The 20,206-nt window shown below is 63.7% G+C and carries 24 protein-coding genes; 13 read left to right on the top strand and 11 right to left on the bottom strand.

The window, feature by feature from the left end; all coding sequences use genetic code 11:
• On the top strand, window positions 1-192 hold a 192-nt coding region (locus tag FJ936_RS30745; RefSeq protein ID WP_210245837.1), incomplete at its 5' end, for a hypothetical protein.
• Window positions 193-349: 157 nt separating this feature from the next.
• Here FJ936_RS30745 and FJ936_RS29955 read toward each other — a convergent pair.
• Both FJ936_RS29955 and FJ936_RS29950 read right to left on the bottom strand, forming a co-directional pair.
• Complete coding sequence (locus FJ936_RS29955; protein ID WP_224622821.1) at window positions 350-1,027, bottom strand: hypothetical protein; 678 nt, start codon at window positions 1,025-1,027, stop codon at window positions 350-352.
• A 191-nt stretch (window positions 1,028-1,218) separates the two neighbouring features.
• Entirely contained in the window at window positions 1,219-2,250 is a 1,032-nt protein-coding gene (locus tag FJ936_RS29950; RefSeq protein ID WP_015314572.1) for a LacI family DNA-binding transcriptional regulator, read from the bottom strand.
• A 135-nt stretch (window positions 2,251-2,385) separates the two neighbouring features.
• Here FJ936_RS29950 and FJ936_RS29945 point away from each other — a divergent pair, with 135 nt between their 5' ends.
• Genes FJ936_RS29945 through FJ936_RS29935 form a run of 3 tightly spaced genes read left to right on the top strand, consistent with a single transcriptional unit; the run spans window position 2,386 to window position 5,054 of the window.
• Complete coding sequence (locus FJ936_RS29945) at window positions 2,386-3,477, top strand: fatty acid desaturase family protein (RefSeq protein WP_015314573.1); 1,092 nt, start codon at window positions 2,386-2,388, stop codon at window positions 3,475-3,477.
• Window positions 3,478-3,504: 27 nt separating this feature from the next.
• Window positions 3,505-3,819, top strand: a complete 315-nt coding sequence (locus tag FJ936_RS29940; RefSeq protein ID WP_141907458.1) for a MocE family 2Fe-2S type ferredoxin — start codon at window positions 3,505-3,507, stop codon at window positions 3,817-3,819.
• Between the two features lie 17 nt (window positions 3,820-3,836).
• A complete protein-coding gene (locus tag FJ936_RS29935; RefSeq protein WP_246680610.1) occupies window positions 3,837-5,054 on the top strand; it encodes an FAD-dependent oxidoreductase in 1,218 nt (405 codons plus the stop codon).
• 284 nt (window positions 5,055-5,338) lie between these two features.
• On the opposite strand, the gene FJ936_RS29930 is transcribed toward FJ936_RS29935, so the two are convergent.
• From FJ936_RS29930 to hslV, 5 genes are all read right to left on the bottom strand, one after another.
• Complete coding sequence (locus tag FJ936_RS29930; RefSeq protein ID WP_140711844.1) at window positions 5,339-6,298, bottom strand: DUF1402 family protein; 960 nt, start codon at window positions 6,296-6,298, stop codon at window positions 5,339-5,341.
• A gap of 170 nt (window positions 6,299-6,468) precedes the next feature.
• The gene (gene hslU / locus FJ936_RS29925; RefSeq protein WP_015314577.1) at window positions 6,469-7,779 is read right to left on the bottom strand and encodes an ATP-dependent protease ATPase subunit HslU; all 1,311 of its coding nucleotides are present in this window, start codon (window positions 7,777-7,779) and stop codon (window positions 6,469-6,471) included.
• Window positions 7,780-7,783: 4 nt separating this feature from the next.
• Entirely contained in the window at window positions 7,784-8,383 is a 600-nt protein-coding gene (locus tag FJ936_RS29920) for a DUF2585 domain-containing protein (protein ID WP_140792020.1), read from the bottom strand.
• A gap of 8 nt (window positions 8,384-8,391) precedes the next feature.
• A complete protein-coding gene (locus FJ936_RS29915) occupies window positions 8,392-8,907 on the bottom strand; it encodes a GNAT family N-acetyltransferase (protein ID WP_140792018.1) in 516 nt (171 codons plus the stop codon).
• A gap of 47 nt (window positions 8,908-8,954) precedes the next feature.
• Complete coding sequence (gene hslV / locus FJ936_RS29910; protein WP_015314580.1) at window positions 8,955-9,506, bottom strand: ATP-dependent protease subunit HslV; 552 nt, start codon at window positions 9,504-9,506, stop codon at window positions 8,955-8,957.
• Window positions 9,507-9,741: 235 nt separating this feature from the next.
• Here hslV and hisB point away from each other — a divergent pair, with 235 nt between their 5' ends.
• From hisB to coaA, 9 genes are read left to right on the top strand one after another with little or no spacing between them, the layout of a single operon-like run.
• A complete protein-coding gene (hisB, locus tag FJ936_RS29905; protein WP_140792016.1) occupies window positions 9,742-10,341 on the top strand; it encodes an imidazoleglycerol-phosphate dehydratase HisB in 600 nt (199 codons plus the stop codon).
• A gap of 4 nt (window positions 10,342-10,345) precedes the next feature.
• The gene (locus FJ936_RS29900; RefSeq protein ID WP_140792014.1) at window positions 10,346-10,822 is read left to right on the top strand and encodes a DUF2628 domain-containing protein; all 477 of its coding nucleotides are present in this window, start codon (window positions 10,346-10,348) and stop codon (window positions 10,820-10,822) included.
• 1 nt (window position 10,823) lies between these two features.
• Window positions 10,824-11,474 (top strand): imidazole glycerol phosphate synthase subunit HisH, encoded by a 651-nt coding sequence (gene hisH, locus FJ936_RS29895; RefSeq protein ID WP_140792012.1) that lies wholly within the window; start codon window positions 10,824-10,826, stop codon window positions 11,472-11,474.
• Between the two features lie 3 nt (window positions 11,475-11,477).
• Complete coding sequence (locus tag FJ936_RS29890; RefSeq protein ID WP_140792010.1) at window positions 11,478-11,768, top strand: DUF1330 domain-containing protein; 291 nt, start codon at window positions 11,478-11,480, stop codon at window positions 11,766-11,768.
• The gene (hisA, locus tag FJ936_RS29885) at window positions 11,769-12,518 is read left to right on the top strand and encodes a 1-(5-phosphoribosyl)-5-[(5-phosphoribosylamino)methylideneamino]imidazole-4-carboxamide isomerase (protein ID WP_140792008.1); all 750 of its coding nucleotides are present in this window, start codon (window positions 11,769-11,771) and stop codon (window positions 12,516-12,518) included.
• On the top strand, window positions 12,515-13,351 hold the full coding sequence (locus tag FJ936_RS29880; protein WP_140792006.1) for an arginase family protein: 837 nt from the start codon (window positions 12,515-12,517) through the stop codon (window positions 13,349-13,351). Before hisA ends, FJ936_RS29880 begins: the two co-directional genes overlap by 4 nt.
• Entirely contained in the window at window positions 13,348-14,142 is a 795-nt protein-coding gene (gene hisF, locus FJ936_RS29875; RefSeq protein ID WP_181763208.1) for an imidazole glycerol phosphate synthase subunit HisF, read from the top strand. The genes FJ936_RS29880 and hisF overlap by 4 nt, the downstream gene beginning before the upstream one ends.
• A gap of 60 nt (window positions 14,143-14,202) precedes the next feature.
• Entirely contained in the window at window positions 14,203-14,526 is a 324-nt protein-coding gene (locus FJ936_RS29870) for a phosphoribosyl-ATP diphosphatase (RefSeq protein WP_015314588.1), read from the top strand.
• A gap of 24 nt (window positions 14,527-14,550) precedes the next feature.
• Window positions 14,551-15,510: a type I pantothenate kinase gene (gene coaA, locus FJ936_RS29865; RefSeq protein ID WP_140660227.1), complete on the top strand. Its 960-nt coding sequence runs from the start codon at window positions 14,551-14,553 to the stop codon at window positions 15,508-15,510.
• A gap of 56 nt (window positions 15,511-15,566) precedes the next feature.
• Here the strand turns inward: coaA and FJ936_RS29860 are convergent, their stop codons facing one another.
• The 4 genes from FJ936_RS29860 to FJ936_RS29845 form a co-directional block, all read right to left on the bottom strand.
• Window positions 15,567-17,114: a DegQ family serine endoprotease gene (locus FJ936_RS29860; RefSeq protein WP_140792002.1), complete on the bottom strand. Its 1,548-nt coding sequence runs from the start codon at window positions 17,112-17,114 to the stop codon at window positions 15,567-15,569.
• 186 nt (window positions 17,115-17,300) lie between these two features.
• Entirely contained in the window at window positions 17,301-18,020 is a 720-nt protein-coding gene (locus tag FJ936_RS29855; protein ID WP_140792028.1) for an MBL fold metallo-hydrolase, read from the bottom strand.
• A gap of 51 nt (window positions 18,021-18,071) precedes the next feature.
• Window positions 18,072-19,238 carry a diphosphate--fructose-6-phosphate 1-phosphotransferase gene (locus tag FJ936_RS29850; RefSeq protein ID WP_140792000.1) on the bottom strand — a complete coding sequence of 389 codons (1,167 nt, stop codon included), beginning with the start codon at window positions 19,236-19,238 and terminating at the stop codon, window positions 18,072-18,074.
• 153 nt (window positions 19,239-19,391) lie between these two features.
• The gene (locus FJ936_RS29845) at window positions 19,392-20,159 is read right to left on the bottom strand and encodes a L,D-transpeptidase (RefSeq protein WP_140620583.1); all 768 of its coding nucleotides are present in this window, start codon (window positions 20,157-20,159) and stop codon (window positions 19,392-19,394) included.
• Window positions 20,160-20,206: the final 47 nt, after the last annotated feature.

Genomic DNA, 20,206 nt, shown 5'->3' with positions numbered 1-20,206 from the left:
AAGCAGTTTCTTCATTGTATTTCTCCTCCACTTTTGGTGTCCGGTTGCACCGATCTCTCCGGAATCCCCGTTCTGCCTGGGGAATCTCTCCCGATTACCGTCTCTCTCCCCGGGTTGCGCCTGCCGTTTGCTGGAACGCCAAGGCCTCTTGATGAAACAGATGTTCCGGAACGAAAGAACCAAAATACGTGACTGGTGAAATATTTATTCCATTTGCTCGGGAGGCGTCAAGGGAGATTCCAGAACCGGATGTGCGATTTTGGCGGACACGGGAATGCGGTGCGGAGCCGACGGCGTCTGCGCGCCGGGTCCATTCCTTGGATGCCGTCGGCGGGCGATGGCATGGCGTTCAGAAATGCCAGATGTCTCTCTGCAACAAGAGGTCGAGCGGCGCTCTCCAGACCCTGCACGACGCCGCCTGCTTCACCTGCCGTTCGACACTGAGCTTGCCGTTGAGATCGAAGAAAGCTCCAATTCGCCTTCGGGCATGGAGCTTCTTTCCCCTGGTACTGTAGTTGCGGATCGGCAGCCAGTGGCGGCTGATCGTTCGCCCATCCTGGGATAGCGCGACGCCGGTACAGAATTGTTCCGGGGTGTGCAAATGCACGATTTCACTGACTTTCTCGCTGGCCGCGTATGCTCGCTCCAGCGCCGGAATGTTGTGATGATGAACGCCAAGGACGCCGCTCGCCCACATCGTTTCATCTCCGATCAGGATGCGGCCTCCAATGGAGAGCCCCTCGCCTTCGAGCGAGCGATAGGGAGCCTTTGGGCGCCCTTCGCACCGCCACATTATCGAGGACAAGGCTGAAATTCGGTTGAAACAGCGCGATATGTCGCCGGTCGGATACATGTCCGCATCCATGAAGAACAGGCGCTCGCAACGTTGAAGCAGATCGATGATGCCGGCGGCCTTGATGCCAAATCTGTATCGATTGCCGAAGGACATCTCGGTCTGTCTCTGGGCCGTGAGCTCGATCGCTTCGATGGGGTAGCCGTCGAAAATGGAGGGTCGGTCGGTCAGCACCGTGATCCTGGCACCCGGGCAATAGTGAAGCAAGCGAAGCGCGCTGAACAGCGCGCCGCGCGCATAGAGCTCGTCGCTCCCAAAAGCGATATACCCAAACCCATCCCCGTCCATTGGGTATGTATATATTAGCGATCGGTAATGCGTCAATTTGGATGCAGGTCGGGCGCTATGCTTTAGGCCAAAGCTCGCTAGATGTTCTCGGGCAGGTAGATGTCGAACGGCAGGAAGGTCTGGCCGGGTGCGTTGGCCGCGCCCGTCTCGATGGCATGCGCCATGAGGCCGAGCAGTTCGCGGCACAAGGCAGCCAGCGGCGTGGAGATCACCATGGTCAGCACCCCATCCGCCAGGGCGGACCGCGAGACCGCCGATATCTCGTTGCAGACGACCGCCGGCATCTCGGCGGGCCTAGCCTGCCGCAGCGCCGCGACCGCGCCTTCCATGCCGCCGCCCGCGACGTAGCAGCCGACGAGGTCCGGGTGGCGGCCGAGCAGGTCGAGCAGCGTGTCCTGCGTGATCTGGTTGGCCTCGAGATTGACCAGCGTTTCCAGCAAGGTGAAGTCCGGCGCCTGCTCGCGGAAGAAGGAGCGGAAGCCGATCTCGCGCAGTTCATGGCCGTGGAAGCGGTGGCTGCCGACGAAGAGCGCGACCTTGCCCGGCCGCTTCGCCGCCTTGGAGATCATCCAGGCCGCGGTGCGGCCGACCTTGCGGTTGTCAAGGCCGACATAGCCCTCGCGAATGCCGGCCGCGAAGTCGGACAGCAGGGAAAAGACCGGCAATCCCTTGGCCTTCATCTCCTCGACGGTGACCGTCAGCGCCGGATGATCGGGCCCGACCAGGGCGACCGCCCTGCATTTGGCCGCCAGCTTGCGCGTGCGCTCGACGATTTCATCCGGCGTCAGCGAACTGGCGAAGTCGATGATGGCGACGCCGCGGAAGCGCTGCGATTGCGACACCGCGAGTTCGAGCTGCCGCGCGAACTCCGTGTAGAAGACGTCGTTGCCTCTCAAAAGCAGGAAGCCTAGCCGGTATTCCGGCAGCTCGTGGCGCATCCTCTGCTTGATCAGGCCGGCGGCATGATAGCCGATCTCGGTCGCGGTCTCGTAGACGCGGCGCGCCGTTTCCTCGCGCACCGGCAAGCGATTGTTGAGCACGCGGTCCACCGTGGCGACACTGACGCCGGAGACGCGCGCCAGATCAGTGATGGTCGGCCGTTTCGCCATGATCGTCCCCGCTCGATTGCCTGATATCGATACCTTACTTTGATAGGAAATGATAGAAACTATCTTTGTGATGTTGAGTCTATCATGGCGCGGCGTTATTTCTGGGTATCGAGCCCGTTGCCTTGGGAGGCAATCATGACCGCAGCGCCGTCCCGGCGTGACTACAGCCTGATCGGCCGCGACGCCCGGCTTGCCGTCGAGAACGGCCTGTCGGCGGCCGAGTGGTATCACACCGACATTCCCCGCAAGCAGATGAAGGAGTTGATGCAGCGCTCCGATGGCCCGGCGATCCGCGACACCGCGATCTGGCTGGCCGCACTCATCGTCAGCGGCGCCGGCGGTGCCTGGTTCTGGGGTAGCTGGTGGTGCGTGCCCTTCTTCTTCGTCTATGGCGTGCTCTACGGCTCGTCGACCGATTCACGCTGGCACGAATGCGGCCACGGAACCGCGTTCCGCACACAGTGGATGAATGACGCGGTCTATCAGATCGCCTGTTTCATGATCATGCGCAACCCGGTGACCTGGCGCTGGAGCCACACGCGCCATCACACCGACACCATCATCGTCGGCCGCGATCCCGAGATCTCGGTGATGCGGCCGCCGGACCTGGCGCGCCTCGTCCTCGGTTTTGTCGGCGTGCTCGACGCCTGGCACGCGATGTCGGACATGCTGCGCAACGCCGCAGGCAACATCAGCGCTGCGGAAAAAACCTTCATTCCCGAACAGGAGCAGCCCAAGGCGATCCATATTGCCCGCATCTGGACGGCGATCTATGCAGCGACTATCGCGCTGGCACTCTATACCGGGTCGTTCCTGCCTTTGATGCTGGTCGGCCTGCCCCGGCTCTACGGCGCCTGGCATCATGTGATGGTCGGCCTGCTGCAGCATGGCGGCCTTGCCGACAACGTCACCGATCATCGGCTGAACAGCCGTACCGTCTACATGAACCCGATCAGCCGCTTCATCTACTGGAACATGAATTACCATGTCGAGCATCACATGTTCCCGATGGTGCCCTACCATGCGCTGCCCAGGCTGCACGCGCTGATCAAGCACGATTTGCCGGCGCCGACGCCCTCGATCCTGGCCGGTTACCGCGAGATGATCCCGGCCTTCCGCCGCCAGCTGCGCAACGAGGATTATTTCCTCAAGCGCGAGCTGCCGCCGACCGCCAGGCCGTACCGCGAGGAATTCCACAACGACATCGTCGCCGCGGCGGCGGAATGACATCCGACAACTCCAGGGGAGGACTGAATGAGCGATTGGGTCGAGGCCTGTGCCGCCGGTGACATCGACGAAGAAGATGTGATGCGCTTCGATCATGGCGGGCGTACCTTCGCCATCTATCGCAGCCCTGACGACGATTATTTCGCCACCGACGGACTTTGCACGCATGAGAAGGTGCATCTCGCCGACGGGCTGGTGATGGACGACATCATCGAATGCCCCAAGCACAATGGCCGCTTCAACTACAAGACGGGCGCGGCCAGGGGCGCGCCGGCCTGCGTCAACCTCAGGACCTATCCGGTCAAGGTCGACGCCGGCAAAGTGCTGGTTCAGATCGGGTAAAGGGCATGGCGCCGGGAATGGTGATCATCGGGGCCGGCGAATGCGGCGGACGGGCAGCACTGACGCTGCGCGATCTCGGCTATGACGGGCCGGTGACGCTGGTCGGCGACGAGCCGCATCTGCCCTATGAGAGGCCACCTCTGTCCAAGGAGGCGATGGCCAGCGACGCGCCTGCAATCAAGGCGATCGCCAGCGACGAAATCCTGGCGGGAAAAGCGATCCGGCATATCCATTCCGTTCAGGCGATCGCGATCGATCGCGCGGCGCACACGGTGCGCCTGTCCGACGGCTCGGTGCTGCCCTACGACAGGCTGCTGCTGGCCACTGGCTCGACCCCACGCAAGCTGCCGATGCCTGGCCTTGGCGGACGCTGTGTCTATCTCAGGACCTTCGCCGATGCGCTGGCCATCCGCGCTCATCTCAGCGCCGGCAATCGCATCGCCGTCATCGGCGGCGGCTTCATCGGCCTCGAGCTTGCCGCGGCGGCGCGCAAGCTCGGCGCAGATGTCACCGTCATCGAGGCGCAGTCGCGCATCCTGATGCGCGGCGTTCCGGCCGAGATCGCCGAAATCATCCATGACGCGCATGTCGCCGAGGGTGTCGACGTGATCTGCGGGGAAGGCATCTCCGCCGTCGCCGACGACGGCGAGGAGGTGCGGGTGACGCTTGCCGGCGGGCGCGAGATCATTGCCGACCTCGCCGTGATCGGCATCGGCGCCGTGCCGGTGACCGGGCTGGCGGCGGAGGCCGGCCTGGCCATCGAAAACGGCATCGCGGTCGACGCAGAACTGCGCAGCAGCGATCCCGACATCTTCGCCGCCGGCGACTGCTGCTCGTTCCCGCTTGCCATCTATGGCGGCCGCCGCGTGCGGCTGGAAGCCTGGCGCAACGCGCAGGAACAGGGCGCACTGGCGGCCAGGAACATGCTGGGCGCCGGCGAGCCGCATGCCGCTGTGCCGTGGTTCTGGTCGGATCAGTATGGCCTGTCCCTGCAGATCGCGGGATTGTCCGACGAAGGCCGTAGCACCGTGCGCCGCGATCTCGGTGACGGCGCCTTCATCCTCTTTCATCTGGCCGAAGACGGCAGGCTGGTGGCGGCCAGCGGCATCGGCCCGGGCAATGCGGTGGCGCGCGACATCAGGCTGGCCGAGATGCTGATCGCGAAGCGGGCAAAACCGTCGGCGGACGCGCTGGGATCGCCTGAAGTCAAGCTGAAGGCGTTGCTGGCGGCATAGGGGTCGTGCACCTTGTGGATGTCGGCGCCGCCCCTCATCTGCCTGCCGGCATCTTCTCCCCGTAGAACGGGGAGAAGGGGCTATGGCAACCTCACCGCAATTCATCACGATTGGCGAGATCGTTGATAACAGCACATTTCTCCCCGTCACTATACGGGGAGTTGAGAAGTGGTCCGCGCAGCGGACGAAAAGCCAATTGCTTGGCTTTTCGAACGACGAACGTCCGGCAGGACAATGAGGGGCGACGCAGGCGTCGACGAGTTAATGCAAGCGCACCTGAGCCGCTAAAACAGCGCCTTCAGCTCCGGCAATTTGTCGTTGACCAGCCAGCCGTAATAATTCTCTTCCGGCAGCTTCTCCGGCTCGCCGGTGGCGCGGCGTTTTTCGTTTTCCACCTTCAGCGCATAAGCGCGCTGTTCCGGATTGCCGACATTGTAGAGCGTGGCGGTCAGGCCCGGATTGCCCGAAATGTCGAAGCCGGCGATGCTCTTATAGGCGTCGATCGACTTCCTGATCGTCGCGGCGACGTAAGGAAGCGTCAGGTCCGGATCCATGATGGTCTTGTAGACCGAATTGGGATCGGAGACGTCGAGCTTCGGCAAGCCGGAGACCTTGTGCACGAGATCGCTCATCTGCAGGGCGGTGAGCGGGTTGAGCTGGCCGAGGCCGAAGGTCTGGCCGGCATAGTAGGGCTGGAAGAAGGTGGCGCCGAACCGGTTGTCGGGGAAATCCTCGCCGCCGACGGTCTTGCCGCGAAACGAGCGGTTCCAAACCTGTTCACGGCATTCCCACAGATCGTAGCTGTCCGAAATCGCGGCGCACTTCCTGAATTCCGGCCGCTGCACGAAATCGGTAATGTCCTCGCCATCATAGGCGAAGGAGAGCTTGCTCGAGAGGTAGGAGATCGCCTTGACATAATAGGTCTGCAGCCGGTCATAGGCGTCGACATTGTAGGTGTGCTCGCCAACGATGGCGCCGACGATGTGCATCGGGTCGATGCCATAGGCGCTTGCCGCCTTCTTGATCTTGCCGCGCAGGTCGGGGTCGTTCTGCAACAGCGCGTAGACCTTGCGATACTTCGCCTGGAAGCTGGTGTTGGTCGCCTGGGTGCGGCGGCTGGAGGCGCCGGGAATGTCGGGCTGCTCGGCATTGCGGTTTCCCGGCGGCACCAATGTCGCCGCGTCGGCGGCGAACAGCGTCGCCGCCAGCGTCAAGCCGAGAATGACCAGGATGAGTTTTTTCATGCGCCGCCGCCTAGAGAATTGCCGCGCAAACTAGGTAAAGCACCTGGTCGAGTCGAGAGCGCCTCTTCATCCGGCGAGACGAAAGGTGGCCAGATGGTACCATCTGGCCACACATGGCTCCTGCCGGAGTTGTTACTCGATGCCGCGCCGGACTGCTCCGGCGTCTTCGTTCAGAGGATGAACCGCGACAGATCGGTGTTTCTGGAGAGGTCTCCGACATGCTTCTGCACATAGGCGGCGTCGATGGTGACGGCCGTGCCGTTGCGGTCGGGCGCATCGTAGGAGATCTCGTCCAGCACCCGCTCCATCACCGTCTGCAGCCGCCGCGCGCCGATATTCTCGATGCTGGCATTGAGGTCGACGGCGACGCCGGCCAGCGAATCGATGGCGTCGTCGGTGAAGGTCAGCTCGACGCCCTCGGTTTTCATCAGCGCGATATACTGCTTGATCAGGCTCGCCTCGGTCTCGGTCAGGATGCGGACGAAATCGTCCTTCTCCAGCGCACGCAGTTCGACGCGGATTGGCAGGCGGCCCTGCAATTCCGGCAACAGGTCCGACGGTTTCGAGACGTGAAACGCGCCCGAGGCGATGAACAGGATATGGTCCGTCTTCAACGGCCCGTATTTGGTCGCCACCGTGGTGCCCTCGACCAGCGGCAGCAGGTCGCGCTGCACGCCTTCGCGCGACGGGCCGCCCGAAATATCCGACCTGGCGGCAATCTTGTCGATCTCGTCGAGGAAGACGATGCCGTCATTTTCCGCTGCGTCCAGAGCCCGGCGCACCACCTCGTCCTGGTCGAGCAACTTGTCGGACTCGTCGCTGACCAGCAGGTCGTAGGACTCCTTCACCGTCGTCTTGCGCAGCTTGGTCTTCTTGCCGCCCATTGCCTTCGACAGCATGTCGTTGATGTTGAGCACGCCGATATTGGCGCCCGGCATGCCGGGAATTTCGAAGCCGGGCATGCCACCATTGCCGGTGTCGGCCACCTCGATTTCGATTTCCTTGTCGTCGAGTTCGCCGTCGCGCAGCTTCTTGCGGAAACTATCGCGCGTCGCCGGGCTCGCCGTCTTGCCGACCAACGCTTCCAGCACGCGTTCCTCGGCGTTGACGTGGGCGCGTGCCTTCACGTCCTCGCGCATCTTTTCGCGCACCAGCCCGATGGCGATTTCGACCAGATCGCGGATGATCTGCTCGACGTCGCGACCGACATAGCCGACTTCGGTGAACTTGGTCGCTTCGACCTTGACGAAAGGCGCGCCGGCCAGCCGGGCCAGGCGGCGCGAGATCTCGGTCTTGCCGACGCCGGTCGGGCCGATCATCAGGATATTCTTCGGCATCACCTCTTCGCGCATCTGGCCTTCGAGCTGCTGGCGGCGCCAGCGGTTGCGCAAGGCAATGGCCACGGCGCGCTTGGCGTCCTTCTGGCCGATGATGAAGCGGTCGAGTTCCGAAACGATTTCGCGGGGAGAAAATGTGCTCATATCACTAAATTCCACTTTGCCACTGCTTGATGGCCTCGAACGGATGCAGCAGCATGATCACGTTGAGTGTAAGATTGTCCCGGATAAGGTAGCCGGTACCCAGTTCGAAGAGGATGGCGAGGCTAACGATCACCCATATAGGTAGCCTTCGCGCCATCACAAATCCCAGCACCATGGCCAGTGTGTCGGACACCGAATTGATGATCGAGTCGCCGTAATAATCGAGCGAAATGGTGCCGGCGCGGTAGCGCTCGATGATGAACGGGCTGTTTTCGAGGATTTCCCAGCCGCCCTCGACGAGGACGGCGAATGCCAGCCGCAAGCCGATCGGCGAGCGCGGGAACAGGAACCGGGCCAGCGCATAGAACAGGAAGCCGTGGATGATGTGCGAGAAAGTGTACCAGTCCGAAATGTGCTGGGAGTTCTCCGAACTGTTCACCACGCCATGCCACAGCTTGACATAGCCGCAGGTGCAGATCGGCGGATGGCCCATCAGGTAGAGCGTGAGAGCCTGGGCGACGAGCAGGCCGGCGACGATCAGCAGCCCCATCCGCCAGCTGTCTTCGTAGGCCGAAAGGCCCTTGTCCTCGCTGGATGTGACCATGCCCTGGATTACCCCTCTTGCGCGTCTTCGGCATCGATCGCCATCAGCACGACGTCGCCATGGATCGACTGCCTGCGATCAATGGCCCGGAAACCCGCCTTTTCATAGGCGCGGATGGCCCTGAGATTGGCGGGGTCGGGATCGATGATGACACGCGGCACGCCTTCCTCGAACAGGTCTTCGACGAACTGACGCACGATGGCAGAGCCATGGCCGATGCCGATCAGTTCCGGCCGGCCGATCGAGACATCGATGCCCAGCGTGCCGAACGGCTGATCGGCATAGGGATGGCCGTCTTCCATGTGCGGGTCATAGCTCTGCAGATAGGCGATCGGCTTTCCGTCGAGCTCAACGATCAGCGGCTCGACGGAAATCGAGTCTAGGTGATCGGCAATCTCCGCGATTTCCGTCTCGGGATCGTCCCACCACTCCGCAACATGAGGCTCGGCGAGCCAGCCGGCGATCATCGGCAGGTCCTTTTTGGTCACCGGCCGAAAATCGTAGCTACTTTCTTGTTTGACCATGATCTTTTCCGAAAACCGGTTCCCACCTTGCGGGGTCATGGTCTGCTTCAGGCGGCATCGAGCGTTTCGACGACGAAATTGTTGTTGGTGTAGACGCAGATGTCGGACGCGATCTGCATCGCCCTGCGGGCGATCTCCTCGGCATCCTTGTCGGTGTCCATCAGCGCGCGCGCCGCAGCGAGCGCGTAATTGCCGCCCGAACCGATTGCCATGACGCCATGTTCGGGTTCCAGCACGTCGCCATTGCCGGTCAGCGCCAGCGAGACCGACTTGTCGGCGACCAGCATCATCGCCTCCAGCCGGCGCAGATAGCGGTCGGTGCGCCAGTCCTTGGCGAGCTCGACGCAGGCGCGCGTCAGTTGGTCGGGATATTGTTCGAGCTTGGCTTCGAGGCGTTCCAGCAGCGTGAAGGCGTCGGCGGTGGCGCCCGCGAAACCGGCAATCACATTGCCGCCCTTGCCGATGCGGCGCACTTTGCGGGCATTGCCCTTCATGATGGTCTGGCCCAGGCTGACCTGGCCGTCGCCGGCGATCACCACCTTGTTGCCCTTGCGCACCGTCACGATGGTCGTGGCGTGCATGGTCAATTCATTGGACATTTCTCTTGGCTCCGATTCGCACCATCCCTTCAAAAGGCGATTTGGCGCGGTACGAGTGACTTTGATCGGCCATATGTATGCACGGGGCCAATGATTGCAAACCGCTCGATAGCGGCCGGGATCGCAACTGGCAATCGCCGGATCATGCTGCTAGAAGGCTCTCGTTTTCAAGCCAGCGAGCGCTTGAGACCCGTGAACCGGTCACGATCTGTACCACTGGCACAAGGATAGAGTGATGGCGCCTCGTTCCGCCGATGCAAGCCGCAAGACTGGGGAAACCGACATCTCCGTGTCGGTCCATGTCGACGGCTCCGGCAAATCGGACATCGCCACCGGTGTCGGCTTCTTCGACCATATGCTGGACCAGCTTTCCCGCCATTCCCTGATCGACATGACCGTCAGGGCGACGGGCGACCTGCACATAGACGACCACCACACGGTCGAGGACACCGGCATCGCGCTCGGGCAGGCCCTGACCAAGGCGTTGGGCGAGCGGCGCGGCATCATGCGCTACGCCTCGATTGACCTTGCCATGGACGAGACGCTGACGCGCGCGGCGATCGACGTGTCGGGCCGCCCCTTCCTGGTCTGGAACGTGTCGTTCTCGTCGCCCAAGATCGGCACCTTCGACACCGAACTGGTGCGCGAATTCTTCCAGGCGCTGGCGCAGAACGCCGGCATCACGCTGCATGTCACCAACCATTATGGCGCCAACAACCATCATATCGCCGAGACCTGCTTCAAGGCGGTGGCGCGCGCGCTGCGCGCCGCGCTCGAGCGCGATCCGCGCCAGCCTGACGCGGTTCCCTCCACCAAGGGTTCTTTGAAGGGATAGCCTCATGACCGCCTATGTCGTGATGGAGCCGCCTGGCCGCAGCGAGAAAGTCGACACGACGACCTTAGTCCGCGACGGCTTCACCTGGCTCGGCCTGCTGGTGCCGCCGCTGTGGCTTGCCTGGCACCGGATGTGGGTCGAAGCGGCGCTCGCCTTTGTCGTCATGGGCGTGCTTTCAATGCTTGGCCAGAGACTTGGCCTCGGTGTGGCCGGCTCGCTTTTGTCGCTGCTCGTCTCGCTCTATGTCGGACTGGAAGGACAGGGCTTGCGCATCGCGGCACTGCGCCGCCGCGGCTGGCATGAGTGGGGCGTCGTCGAGGCCGGCTGGCTCAGCGATGCCGACATGCGCTATGCCCTTGAGGTGGAAGGGCTTTCGGATGAAGCAGCACCCGCGCCGCGCATCATTCCCGATGCCGCTTTGGCGCGCCCGGCGCAGCCCGGCATGGCGCTGGGGCTGACCCACATTCCGGGACGGCGCTGAGATGCGGGTTGCGATCATCGATTACGGTTCGGGCAATCTGCGCTCGGCCACCAAGGCCTTCGAGCGCGCCGCGCGCGAGGCCGGCATCGCGGCCGAGGTCGACCTGACGGCCGATGCCGACCGGGTGCGCACCGCGGACCGCATCGTCCTGCCCGGCGTCGGCGCTTACGCCGATTGCGCGGCCGGCCTGCGTGCCGTGGACGGCATGTGGGAGGCGGTCGAGGACGTCGCCATCGCCAAGGGCCGGCCTTTCCTGGGAATTTGCGTCGGCATGCAGCTGATGTCCGAGCGCGGCCTCGAAAAGACCGTCACCAACGGGTTCGGCTGGATATCGGGCGACGTCAAGGAGATCACGCCTTCCGATCCGGCGCTGAAGATCCCGCAGATCGGCTGGAACACGATCGAATTGAGGCATAAGCACCCATTGTTCTCCGGCATTCCGACCGGCGCGGCGGGACTGCATGCCTATTTCGTCCACTCCTACCATCTCGACGCAAAAAAGCCGGACGAGATCCTCGCGGTCGCCGACTATGGGGGCCCGGTGACGGCCACGGTCGCCCGTGACAATCTCGCCGGCACGCAGTTCCATCCTGAGAAGAGCCAGGCGCTGGGCCTGGCGCTGATCACCAATTTCCTGCGCTGGAGGCCCTGAACCATGGGCAAGAAGGGCTATTGGCTGGTAATGCTGACGGTGACAGACCCGGAAGGATATCAGCGTTACCGCGACGCCATCGGCGACGCGGTTTCGTCTTTCGGAGGCCGCTATCTTGTGCGCGGCGGACAAGTGACCAATCCCGAAGGATCGGAATTTGACAGGCAGGTGGTGGTCGAGTTCGACTCTTATGAAACCGCGCTCAGCTGCTATCGATCGCCAGCCTACCAGACAGCGTTGCAGAACAGACTGGCGGCTTCGACCGGACATTTCGCGATCGTCGAGGGTGCCTAAGTGATCCTGTTTCCAGCCATCGACCTCAAGGACGGCCAATGCGTGCGGCTGAAGCACGGCGATATGGCGACCGCGACGATCTACAATGATGACCCCGCCGCGCAGGCAAAAGCCTTTGAAGAGCAGGGCTTCGAGTGGCTGCATGTCGTCGACTTGAACGGCGCCTTCCAGGGCCAGAGCGTCAACAGCGCCGCGGTCGGAGCCATCCTGAAGGGGACCAAGAACCCGGTGCAGCTCGGCGGCGGCATTCGCACGCTGGAGCAGATCGAGGATTGGCTCGACCGTGGGCTGGCCCGCGTCATTCTCGGCACGGTGGCGGTGCGCGATCCCGATCTGGTCAGGCAGGCCTGCAAGGCATTTCCGGGCAAGGTCGCCGTCGGCATCGACGCCAAGGGCGGCAAGGTGGCGGTCGAAGGCTGGGCGGAAGCCTCGAGCCTCGGCGTCATCGAACTGGCCAGGAAATTCGAGGGCGCCGGCGTCGCCGCCATCATCTATACCGACATCGACCGCGACGGCGTGCTGACCGGCATCAACTGGGACGCCACCATCGACCTCGCCGACGCGGTGTCGATCCCGGTCATCGCCTCGGGCGGACTGGCCTCGATCGCCGACATCGTGCGCATGACCATGCCCGATGCGAAAAAACTCGAAGGCGCGATCTCGGGCCGTGCCCTCTATGACGGCCGCATCGATCCCACAGAGGCGCTGGCGATCCTGCGGGGCCGGCCGGCGATGGAGGCGCGGTCGTGAAAGTTTCGCTCATCCTGGCCTCCTATGACAGCGGCCACTATCATGGCGGCATGGGCCAGGGGCCCGACGCGCTGATATCGGGCGGGCTTGTCGATGCCCTGACCCTTGCCGGCCACGACGTCACGGTCGAGGATATCGGCAGGGTCGGCGACGGCCAGGAGCGCGAGATCGCCACGGGTTTTGCCGTCTGCAACGCCGTCTCGGGCGAGGTCCGCATGGCCCGCGACAGGGGGCGGTTCCCCATCGTGCTGGCCGGAAACTGCCTGACGTCAGCCGGCGCGGTCGCCGGCGAAGGCGCCGACGCCATCATCTGGGCAGACCAGCACGGCGACCTCAACACGCCGGAGACGTCCGTCTACGGCTTTCTCGACGGCATGGCGCTGTCGACGGTGCTCGGCCTGTGCTGGCGTCCGATGGCGGCCGCCATTCCCGGCTTCAGGCCGATCGATCCCGCGCGCTGCGTGCTCCTCAACGCCCGCGATCTCGATCCGGCGGAGGAAAACCTTCTCGAAACATTGCCTGTCATCCGGACGGAATGTCCAGGCGTGGCGCAAGCGACGGAAAAACTGAAGGCCGCCGGCGCCAACAGCGTGCACATGCATCTCGATCTCGACGTGCACGACCCCAAGGCGCTGCAGGCCAACCGCTACGTCACATCGGGCGGACCGAACCCGGAGCAGCTGCGCGACGCGGCCTGCGCCATGGCGCTTGCGGTACCGGTCGTCGGCATCACCGTTTCCGCTTACGATCCGGCCTTCGATGCCCAAGCCGATGTGCCGCCGTTGGTCGGTCAGCTGCTCAAGGATCTGCTTGCCACGATAGAGGGCCGCTGATGCTGAAAGCCCGCGTCATCCCTTGCCTCGATGTCAAGGACGGCCGTGTCGTCAAGGGCGTCAATTTCGTCGACCTCATCGACGCCGGCGATCCGGTGGAGGCCGCCAAGGCCTATGATGCCGCCGGCGCCGACGAACTCTGCTTTCTCGACATCACCGCCTCGTCGGACAATCGCGAGACCATCTTCGACGTCATCGCCCGCACCGCGGAACAATGCTTCATGCCGCTGACCGTCGGCGGCGGCGTGCGCCAGGTGGCCGACATCCGAAAATCGCTGCTGGCCGGGGCCGACAAGGTCTCGATCAACACGGCGGCGGTGAAGAACCCGGATTTCGTCGCCGAAGCGGCCGACAAGTTCGGCAACCAATGCATCGTCGTCGCCATCGACGCCAAGAAAGTCTCCGGCCCCGGCGAGGCCGACCGCTGGGAGATCTTCACCCATGGCGGGCGCGAGAAGACCGGCATCGACGCCGTGGAATTCGCGCGGAAAATGGTCGATCGCGGCGCCGGCGAGATCCTGTTGACCTCGATGGACCGCGACGGCACCAAGGCCGGCTACGACATCGCGCTGACCCGCGCGGTGTCGGACGCGGTGCGCGCGCCGGTCATCGCTTCGGGTGGCGTCGGCACGCTCGACCACATGGTCGAAGGCATTCGCGACGGCCGTGCGGGTGCTGTGCTGGCGGCGTCCATTTTCCATTTCGGCACCTACACCATCGCCGAAGCCAAGGCGCATATGGCCAAGGCCGGCCTGCCGATGCGGCTGGACTCGCTGGGCAACAGGTCCTAGAGCATGCTCCCGAAGCCGGCTTTCGGGAAAAACCCGGCTTAAACAAGAAGATAGATCGACATGGCCGAGTTTTCGCTCTCCGACCTGGAAAAAATCGTCAGCGACCGCGCCCATTCCGGCGATCCGGATTCGTGGACGGCCAAGCTTTACGCCCGGGGCATCGACAAGGCGGCGCAGAAACTCGGCGAGGAGGCGGTCGAGACCGTGATCGCCGCCGTCAAGGGCGACAAACAGGGCCTCGTTTCCGAAAGCGCCGATCTTATATATCATTGGCTTGTCGTTCTCGGCATCTCGGGTGTCCCGTTGAACGACGTGCTCAAGGAGCTCGAAGCCCGTACCGGGCGTTCGGGCATCGCCGAGAAGGCGTCGCGGCCCAAGGGCTGATCGGGAGGAAGGGCAGGTATCTCGATGGATCAGCTCGCGCCAACCGAGAAATACTCTCCGTTTCGCTTCTTCTCGGCCGAGCAATGGTCGCGGTTCCGCGCCGATACGCCGCTCACGCTGAGCGAGGACGAGTTCCGCCGCCTGCGTTCGCTCAATGACCCGGTCGACCTCGAAGAGGTCAAGCGCATCTATCTGTCCTTGTCGCGGCTTTTGTCGGCGCATGTCGAGGCGAGCCAGCTTCTGTTCCGGCAGCGCCAGGCTTTCTTCAACGCCGCCGACGTGGCCAAAACGCCTTTCATCATCGGCATTGCCGGTTCTGTCGCGGTCGGCAAATCGACCACGGCGCGCGTGCTGAAGGAATTGCTGGCGCGATGGCCGTCGAGCCCCAAGGTCGACCTCATCACCACGGACGGCTTCCTGCTGCCCAACGAGGTGCTGCGCCGCGAAAACCTGATGGAGCGCAAGGGTTTCCCCGACAGCTACGATGTCGGCGCGCTGCTGCGTTTCCTCTCGGGTATCAAGTCGGCGTTGCCCGATGTCCGCGCGCCGGTCTATTCGCACCTTACCTATGACGTCATCCCCGGCGAGTTCGTCACCATCGACCGGCCCGACATCCTGATCTTCGAAGGCATCAACGTGCTGCAGCCGGGCAAGCTGCCGCAGGACGGCAAGATCGTGCCCTTCCTGTCGGACTTCTTCGACTTCGCCATCTACATCGATGCCGACGAGAAGCTGATCCACAATTGGTATATTTCCCGCTTCATGCGGCTGCGCGAAACCGCCTTCCGCGATCCGGACTCCTTCTTCCACCGCTATTCGCAGCTGTCGGAGGATGCGGCCAAGGCGATCGCCGAGGGCCTGTGGACCAACATCAACCTGAAGAACCTGCGCGAAAACATCCTGCCGACGCGTGCCCGCGCCGACTTGATCCTGCGCAAGGGCGCCGACCACCTGATCGAGGAAGTGGCGCTGCGCAAGTTGTAGCCGGTAGACTGGGGGTGGCGGGCGCTCCACAAGCCCGCCACGCCGCTGTTTATGTGTCAGCCATTGGCGAACGGCACGGCGACATAGATCTGGGTGTCGCCACGCTCCACCAGAAGCAGCACCGATTTGCGTCCGGATTTGCCGGCTTGGGCAATCGCTTGGGTCACCTGCCTGGCGCTCTTCACCGGAGCCTGGTTGACGGCGACGATGACATCGCCCGGCTGGATGCCGGCAGTCGCTGCCGGCTTGTCGGGATTGACGCTCGCAACCACCGCGCCGTGCTCGTTCTCGGGCAGGTTCATCTGCTGGCGGATGTCCGGCGTGATATCCATCAAGCCAAGGCCGACGGCCGGCACGCGGGAACCCTGTTCGGTGCCCGGCGCGCTGGAGTCATCCGTAGACGCCGTTTTCACATCGTCGCTGTTGCGTCCGACCTCCACCGAGATCTGCATGGCCTTGCCCTTGCGCCAGACATCCAGTCTCTCCTTGGCACCCGGCGCGACGTCGGCGACGGCTCGTGACAGGTCCTTGGGATCCTTGACGTCCTGCCCGGCGAAGCCGGTGATGACGTCGCCGGTCTCGACGCCGGCCTTGGCCGCGGGCGAGCCGTCATTGACCTGCGAGACCAAGGCACCGCTGGGACGGTCCAGCCCGATGGCGCTTGCCACATCCGGGGTGACGGGCTGGATCTCGACGCCGAGATAGCCGTATTCGATGTTGCCGCCCTTCATCAGCTTGGCGACCACCTTCTCGGCCTGGTCCGACGGAATGGCGAAACCGACACCGACGCTGCCGCCATTGGGCGAATAGATCGCCGTGTTGATGCCGACGACATTCCCGTTGACGTCCACCAGCGGGCCGCCGGAATTGCCGTGATTGATCGGCGCGTCTATCTGGATAAAATCGTCGAAGGGCCCGCTATGCAGGTCGCGGCCACGCGCCGAGACGATACCGGCCGTTACCGTGGTGCCGATGCCGAACGGATTGCCGATCGCCAGCACCTGGTCGCCTGTCATGAGCTTGTCGGAGTCGCCCCATTTCACGGTTGGCAACGACTTGCCGGCGTTGATCTTCAGCACGGCGAGGTCGTTCTTGGCATCGTGACCGACCAGCTTGGCCGGGAGCTCCGTGCCGTCGTCGAGCGTGACCTTTATCGAGGAAGCGCCGTCGACGACATGGTTGTTGGTGACGATGGTGCCGTCGGCACCGACGATGAAGCCCGAACCGAGCGCTTCGGCCCGCGGCAACCGCTGTTGCGGAGGCGTCTTGGGAGCGGGCATGCCCTGATCGCCGAAGAACTGGCGGAAATAGTCGTCGAAGGGCGAGGCGCCATCGAAGGGCGACGCTTCGTTCATTGCTTCCGGCTGTCCTTTCATGACCGTGGACACGGTCACGACGGCCGGCTTGGTCGTGGCCACGATCGGCGCCAACGAACCCCTCGGGGCCGAGGTCCCGGCAACGGGGGTCTGCGTCGTTGCAACCGTGTTGCCCGTGCCGACGCCGTTCGCGCTGTCGGCGAATGAGACGACAAAGGGAGAAACCAGCAGCGCGGCGCCCAGCAGGGCGGCGACGCGATGCCTACGAAGAATGCTCAGGTTTGACATGGTCGTTCTGTCCGGGCGAGGGGTTGATCCGCGCCGCGGGTCTTCCTGGGAGAAGTGCCCGTCAGCGTGCCGACGGCCCGGGTTGCCTGCCTCGCCACGCATGGCAGCCGGCCGGATCGACAACAACTATCTAGGGCGCCGATCTGCGCGATTTAGGGTTTTAGCCCGACCTTACGAAGATTTAATTCAGAGTGCGCTTACGGATCGCAGATAGGCCGACGCGATTTCGCGCATGCGCCCGCCGTCGAAGCTCGGGCCGTGGCCGCCATGGCCGATCCTGATCGGCAGGTCGAGCAGCCGGCGCATCGTGTTGCGATAGGCCTCCCGGTCGGAATCCGGCAAATCGTCGATCAGCGTGTCGTCATAGATGGCGTCGCCGCTGAAAAACAGGCCGTCGGCCTCATCGAAAAGCGCGATCGAATCCGGCGAATGTCCGGGGAGATGCAGCACCCGAAACCGGCGGTCGCCTAGATCGACCACGTCGCCTTCGTCGAGCATACGCGTCAACGGTGCCGGCGCTATCGCATAGTCGGCCGACTTCCAGCCAGGCGCCGGCAATCTCGAAACGGCCCCCTCGAGATCGTGGAACATGTAGGCGTAAGTCGCGGCCTCATCCATGCTCTCGAATTGCGCTGCGCTCATCCTTGGCCCGGCCCGCAGCGGAAATTCGTGCAGCGAGCCGACATGGTCGAGGTGGATATGGGTGGCGACGACCAGAAGCGGCTTGCCTTCGGGCGTCCTTATCTCCGGCGCCAGCGGACAGATGCCCATCCCGGTGTCGACCAGAAGGTCGGCGTCGCGGCCGGTGAAATGCCAGATATTGGCGCGCACATAGTCGTGCACGAACGGCTCGGTCAGCATCGTCGTCCTGCCGTCGACGATGCGCCTGGAGAACCAGTTATCCATCAGGTGTGAGCCGGGCATCAGGTGTGAGCCGGGCATCAAGCGGACCCGGCATCAGACGAACGGCTTTCCGACCTTGTATTTTTCGGGCACCAGCCGCTTGAGATAGGCCATTCCGGCCTCGGACAACTGGTTGGCGTCGGGCTTCATGAAATCGTCGGGCATGTGGCGGGTCTTGCCGGCAACGTTCTTCAGCGGCACCTTCTTCAGCACTATCTTGCTGCCATCATATTGCAACGCCACCGAGCCGCCGCCCTGTTCGGCCACGCCGACGGCAAAGGCGCCTGCATCGAAGGCCTCCTGCGCATCGACCGGGCTGATGGAGCCGACATAACCGCGCGGCATGTAGCCGAGTGCGTCGACGCGGGCACGCTTGCCCGGCAGCCCCTCGGCCAATGCCCGTTCGAGCGCCGCCGGCAGGTCGCTGCCCGAGAGTTTCACGTTGCCGTGCTGGTCGCGCTCGAGCTTGTCCGCCGGCACCAGGCCTTCGACCAGTGCCTTGCCGTCGGCGGTGCTGACGCCTTCCGACACGGCGACGATGCAGCGCTTGTGGCGGTCGAGGGTGGCGCGCACGTCGTCGATGAAACCGGCGGCGGAGAACGGCCGCTCCGGGACGTAGACCAGATGCGGGCCGCTGTCGGAATCGAGCTGCCAGGCCGCCGACGCCGCGGTCAGGAAGCCGGCATGGCGGCCCATGACGATGCCGACATAGATGCCGGGAAGTGCGCGGAAATCGAGATCGACGGACAGGAAGGCGCCAGCGACGAATTCGGCCGCGGACATGAAGCCCGGCGTATGGTCGTTTTCCTCGAGATCGTTGTCGATGGTCTTCGGCGCATGGACGAAAGCGATCTTGCCGCCGGCGGCATCGGTCAGGATCTGCTGCGTGCCCGAGGTGTCGTTGCCGCCGATATAGATGAAAGCGTCGGCGCCCGCCTTCTGCAGGCCCTTCAGGATGACCTCGCAATAGGCGGCATCCGGCTTGTCGCGCGTCGACCCGAGGGCGGCGCTCGGCGTTCCGGCGATCAGCCGCAGCCGGTCCTCCGGGATCGCGGAGAGGTCGACATAGTTGCCGTCACGGATGCCGCGCACGCCGTGCAGGGAGCCCAGCACCTTGGCGCCGGGATGGCGCCTGCGGATCTCCAGCGTGGCGCCCACGACTGTCTGGTTGATGACGGCGGTCGGGCCGCCGCCCTGCGCGATAACGAAAGTTCCGGCCATGCTTGATGTCTCCCTGGAGCATGACGCCGAAAGAGGCGGATTCGGATTTCAGATCGAACGGACCTGAAATCATCCGGCTCTAGGCGATGGTTTTCAGGTCACCTTGGCCTGTCTTGCCGCATCGCGCAACGGGAGAAACGGAGGGCTGGACGATCACATGACGACGACGGGGTTTTTCTTCGAAACCCGGCTGTAGAGGTCGATAATGTCCTGGTTGATCAAGCGCACGCAGCCCGACGACATCGCCTGGCCGATGCTCCACCATTCCGGCGAGCCATGGATGCGGTAGCCGGTGTCCTTGCCGTCCTGGTAGATGTAGAGCGCACGCGCCCCGAGGGGATTGGTCAGGCCGCCGGGCTGGCCGCCCTGCCACTTCACCAGTTCCGGCTTGCGCTGGATCATTTCGGGCGGCGGCGTCCAGGTCGGCCACTCCCTGCCGTACTGGATGTTGGCGCGGCCGGACCAGCGGAAACCGTCCTTGCCGATGCCGACGCCGTAGCGGATGGCGTCGCCACCCGGCTGGACGAGATAGAGCATGCGTTCCTTGAGATGCACGACGATGGTGCCGGGCGCCTCGCCGGTCGTATCGACGACGATCTGGCGACGGAACTCCGGCTTGACCTTGAGATAGGGCACCTCGGGCACGTTGAAGCCGTTATCCGTCAAGGAGGCATACATGACGTCGGGGCTGGTGATGTTCTTGTCGACGCTGATCGAGGGCCGGATCGGCACCGAACCGGTGACCGTATCGTCGAGCTGCAGCGCCGGCAGATCGCCACCACCCGAGGTCGAGCAGCCGGCGACGCCGAGCAATGCCAAAGCGCCCGCCCCGGACAGGACGGCGCGGCGGGAAAGAAGAAGATCGGTTTCGACTGCGTCGCCGTTTCGTGGCGGCGTCGGACCTTGCGGCAACTCACGCATATACCAAACCCTACGCTGTCGGCGGGAAGCACGGTCCGGCCGGATAG

It is taken from the genome of Mesorhizobium sp. B2-4-13 (assembly GCF_006658535.1).
Taxonomy (GTDB): Bacteria; Pseudomonadota; Alphaproteobacteria; order Rhizobiales; family Rhizobiaceae; genus Mesorhizobium; species Mesorhizobium australicum.
This window is presented reverse-complemented; position numbering and strand designations above follow the sequence as displayed.

Coding starts and splice junctions, on each gene's coding strand:
- FJ936_RS29845 (WP_140620583.1), bottom strand. CDS start 20,159: ATGCGTGAGTTGCCGCAAGGTCCGACGCCGCCACGAAACGGCGACGCA.
- FJ936_RS29950 (WP_015314572.1), bottom strand. CDS start 2,250: ATGGCGAAACGGCCGACCATCACTGATCTGGCGCGCGTCTCCGGCGTC.
- coaA (WP_140660227.1), top strand. CDS start 14,551: ATGGATCAGCTCGCGCCAACCGAGAAATACTCTCCGTTTCGCTTCTTC.
- hisH (WP_140792012.1), top strand. CDS start 10,824: ATGCGGGTTGCGATCATCGATTACGGTTCGGGCAATCTGCGCTCGGCC.
- FJ936_RS29935 (WP_246680610.1), top strand. CDS start 3,837: ATGGTGATCATCGGGGCCGGCGAATGCGGCGGACGGGCAGCACTGACG.
- FJ936_RS29850 (WP_140792000.1), bottom strand. CDS start 19,238: ATGGCCGGAACTTTCGTTATCGCGCAGGGCGGCGGCCCGACCGCCGTC.
- FJ936_RS29940 (WP_141907458.1), top strand. CDS start 3,505: ATGAGCGATTGGGTCGAGGCCTGTGCCGCCGGTGACATCGACGAAGAA.
- FJ936_RS29915 (WP_140792018.1), bottom strand. CDS start 8,907: ATGGTCAAACAAGAAAGTAGCTACGATTTTCGGCCGGTGACCAAAAAG.
- hslV (WP_015314580.1), bottom strand. CDS start 9,506: ATGTCCAATGAATTGACCATGCACGCCACGACCATCGTGACGGTGCGC.
- FJ936_RS29930 (WP_140711844.1), bottom strand. CDS start 6,298: ATGAAAAAACTCATCCTGGTCATTCTCGGCTTGACGCTGGCGGCGACG.
- hisB (WP_140792016.1), top strand. CDS start 9,742: ATGGCGCCTCGTTCCGCCGATGCAAGCCGCAAGACTGGGGAAACCGAC.
- FJ936_RS29855 (WP_140792028.1), bottom strand. CDS start 18,020: ATGGATAACTGGTTCTCCAGGCGCATCGTCGACGGCAGGACGACGATG.
- FJ936_RS29870 (WP_015314588.1), top strand. CDS start 14,203: ATGGCCGAGTTTTCGCTCTCCGACCTGGAAAAAATCGTCAGCGACCGC.
- FJ936_RS29890 (WP_140792010.1), top strand. CDS start 11,478: ATGGGCAAGAAGGGCTATTGGCTGGTAATGCTGACGGTGACAGACCCG.
- FJ936_RS29900 (WP_140792014.1), top strand. CDS start 10,346: ATGACCGCCTATGTCGTGATGGAGCCGCCTGGCCGCAGCGAGAAAGTC.
- hslU (WP_015314577.1), bottom strand. CDS start 7,779: ATGAGCACATTTTCTCCCCGCGAAATCGTTTCGGAACTCGACCGCTTC.
- FJ936_RS29920 (WP_140792020.1), bottom strand. CDS start 8,383: ATGGTCACATCCAGCGAGGACAAGGGCCTTTCGGCCTACGAAGACAGC.
- FJ936_RS29945 (WP_015314573.1), top strand. CDS start 2,386: ATGACCGCAGCGCCGTCCCGGCGTGACTACAGCCTGATCGGCCGCGAC.
- FJ936_RS29860 (WP_140792002.1), bottom strand. CDS start 17,114: ATGTCAAACCTGAGCATTCTTCGTAGGCATCGCGTCGCCGCCCTGCTG.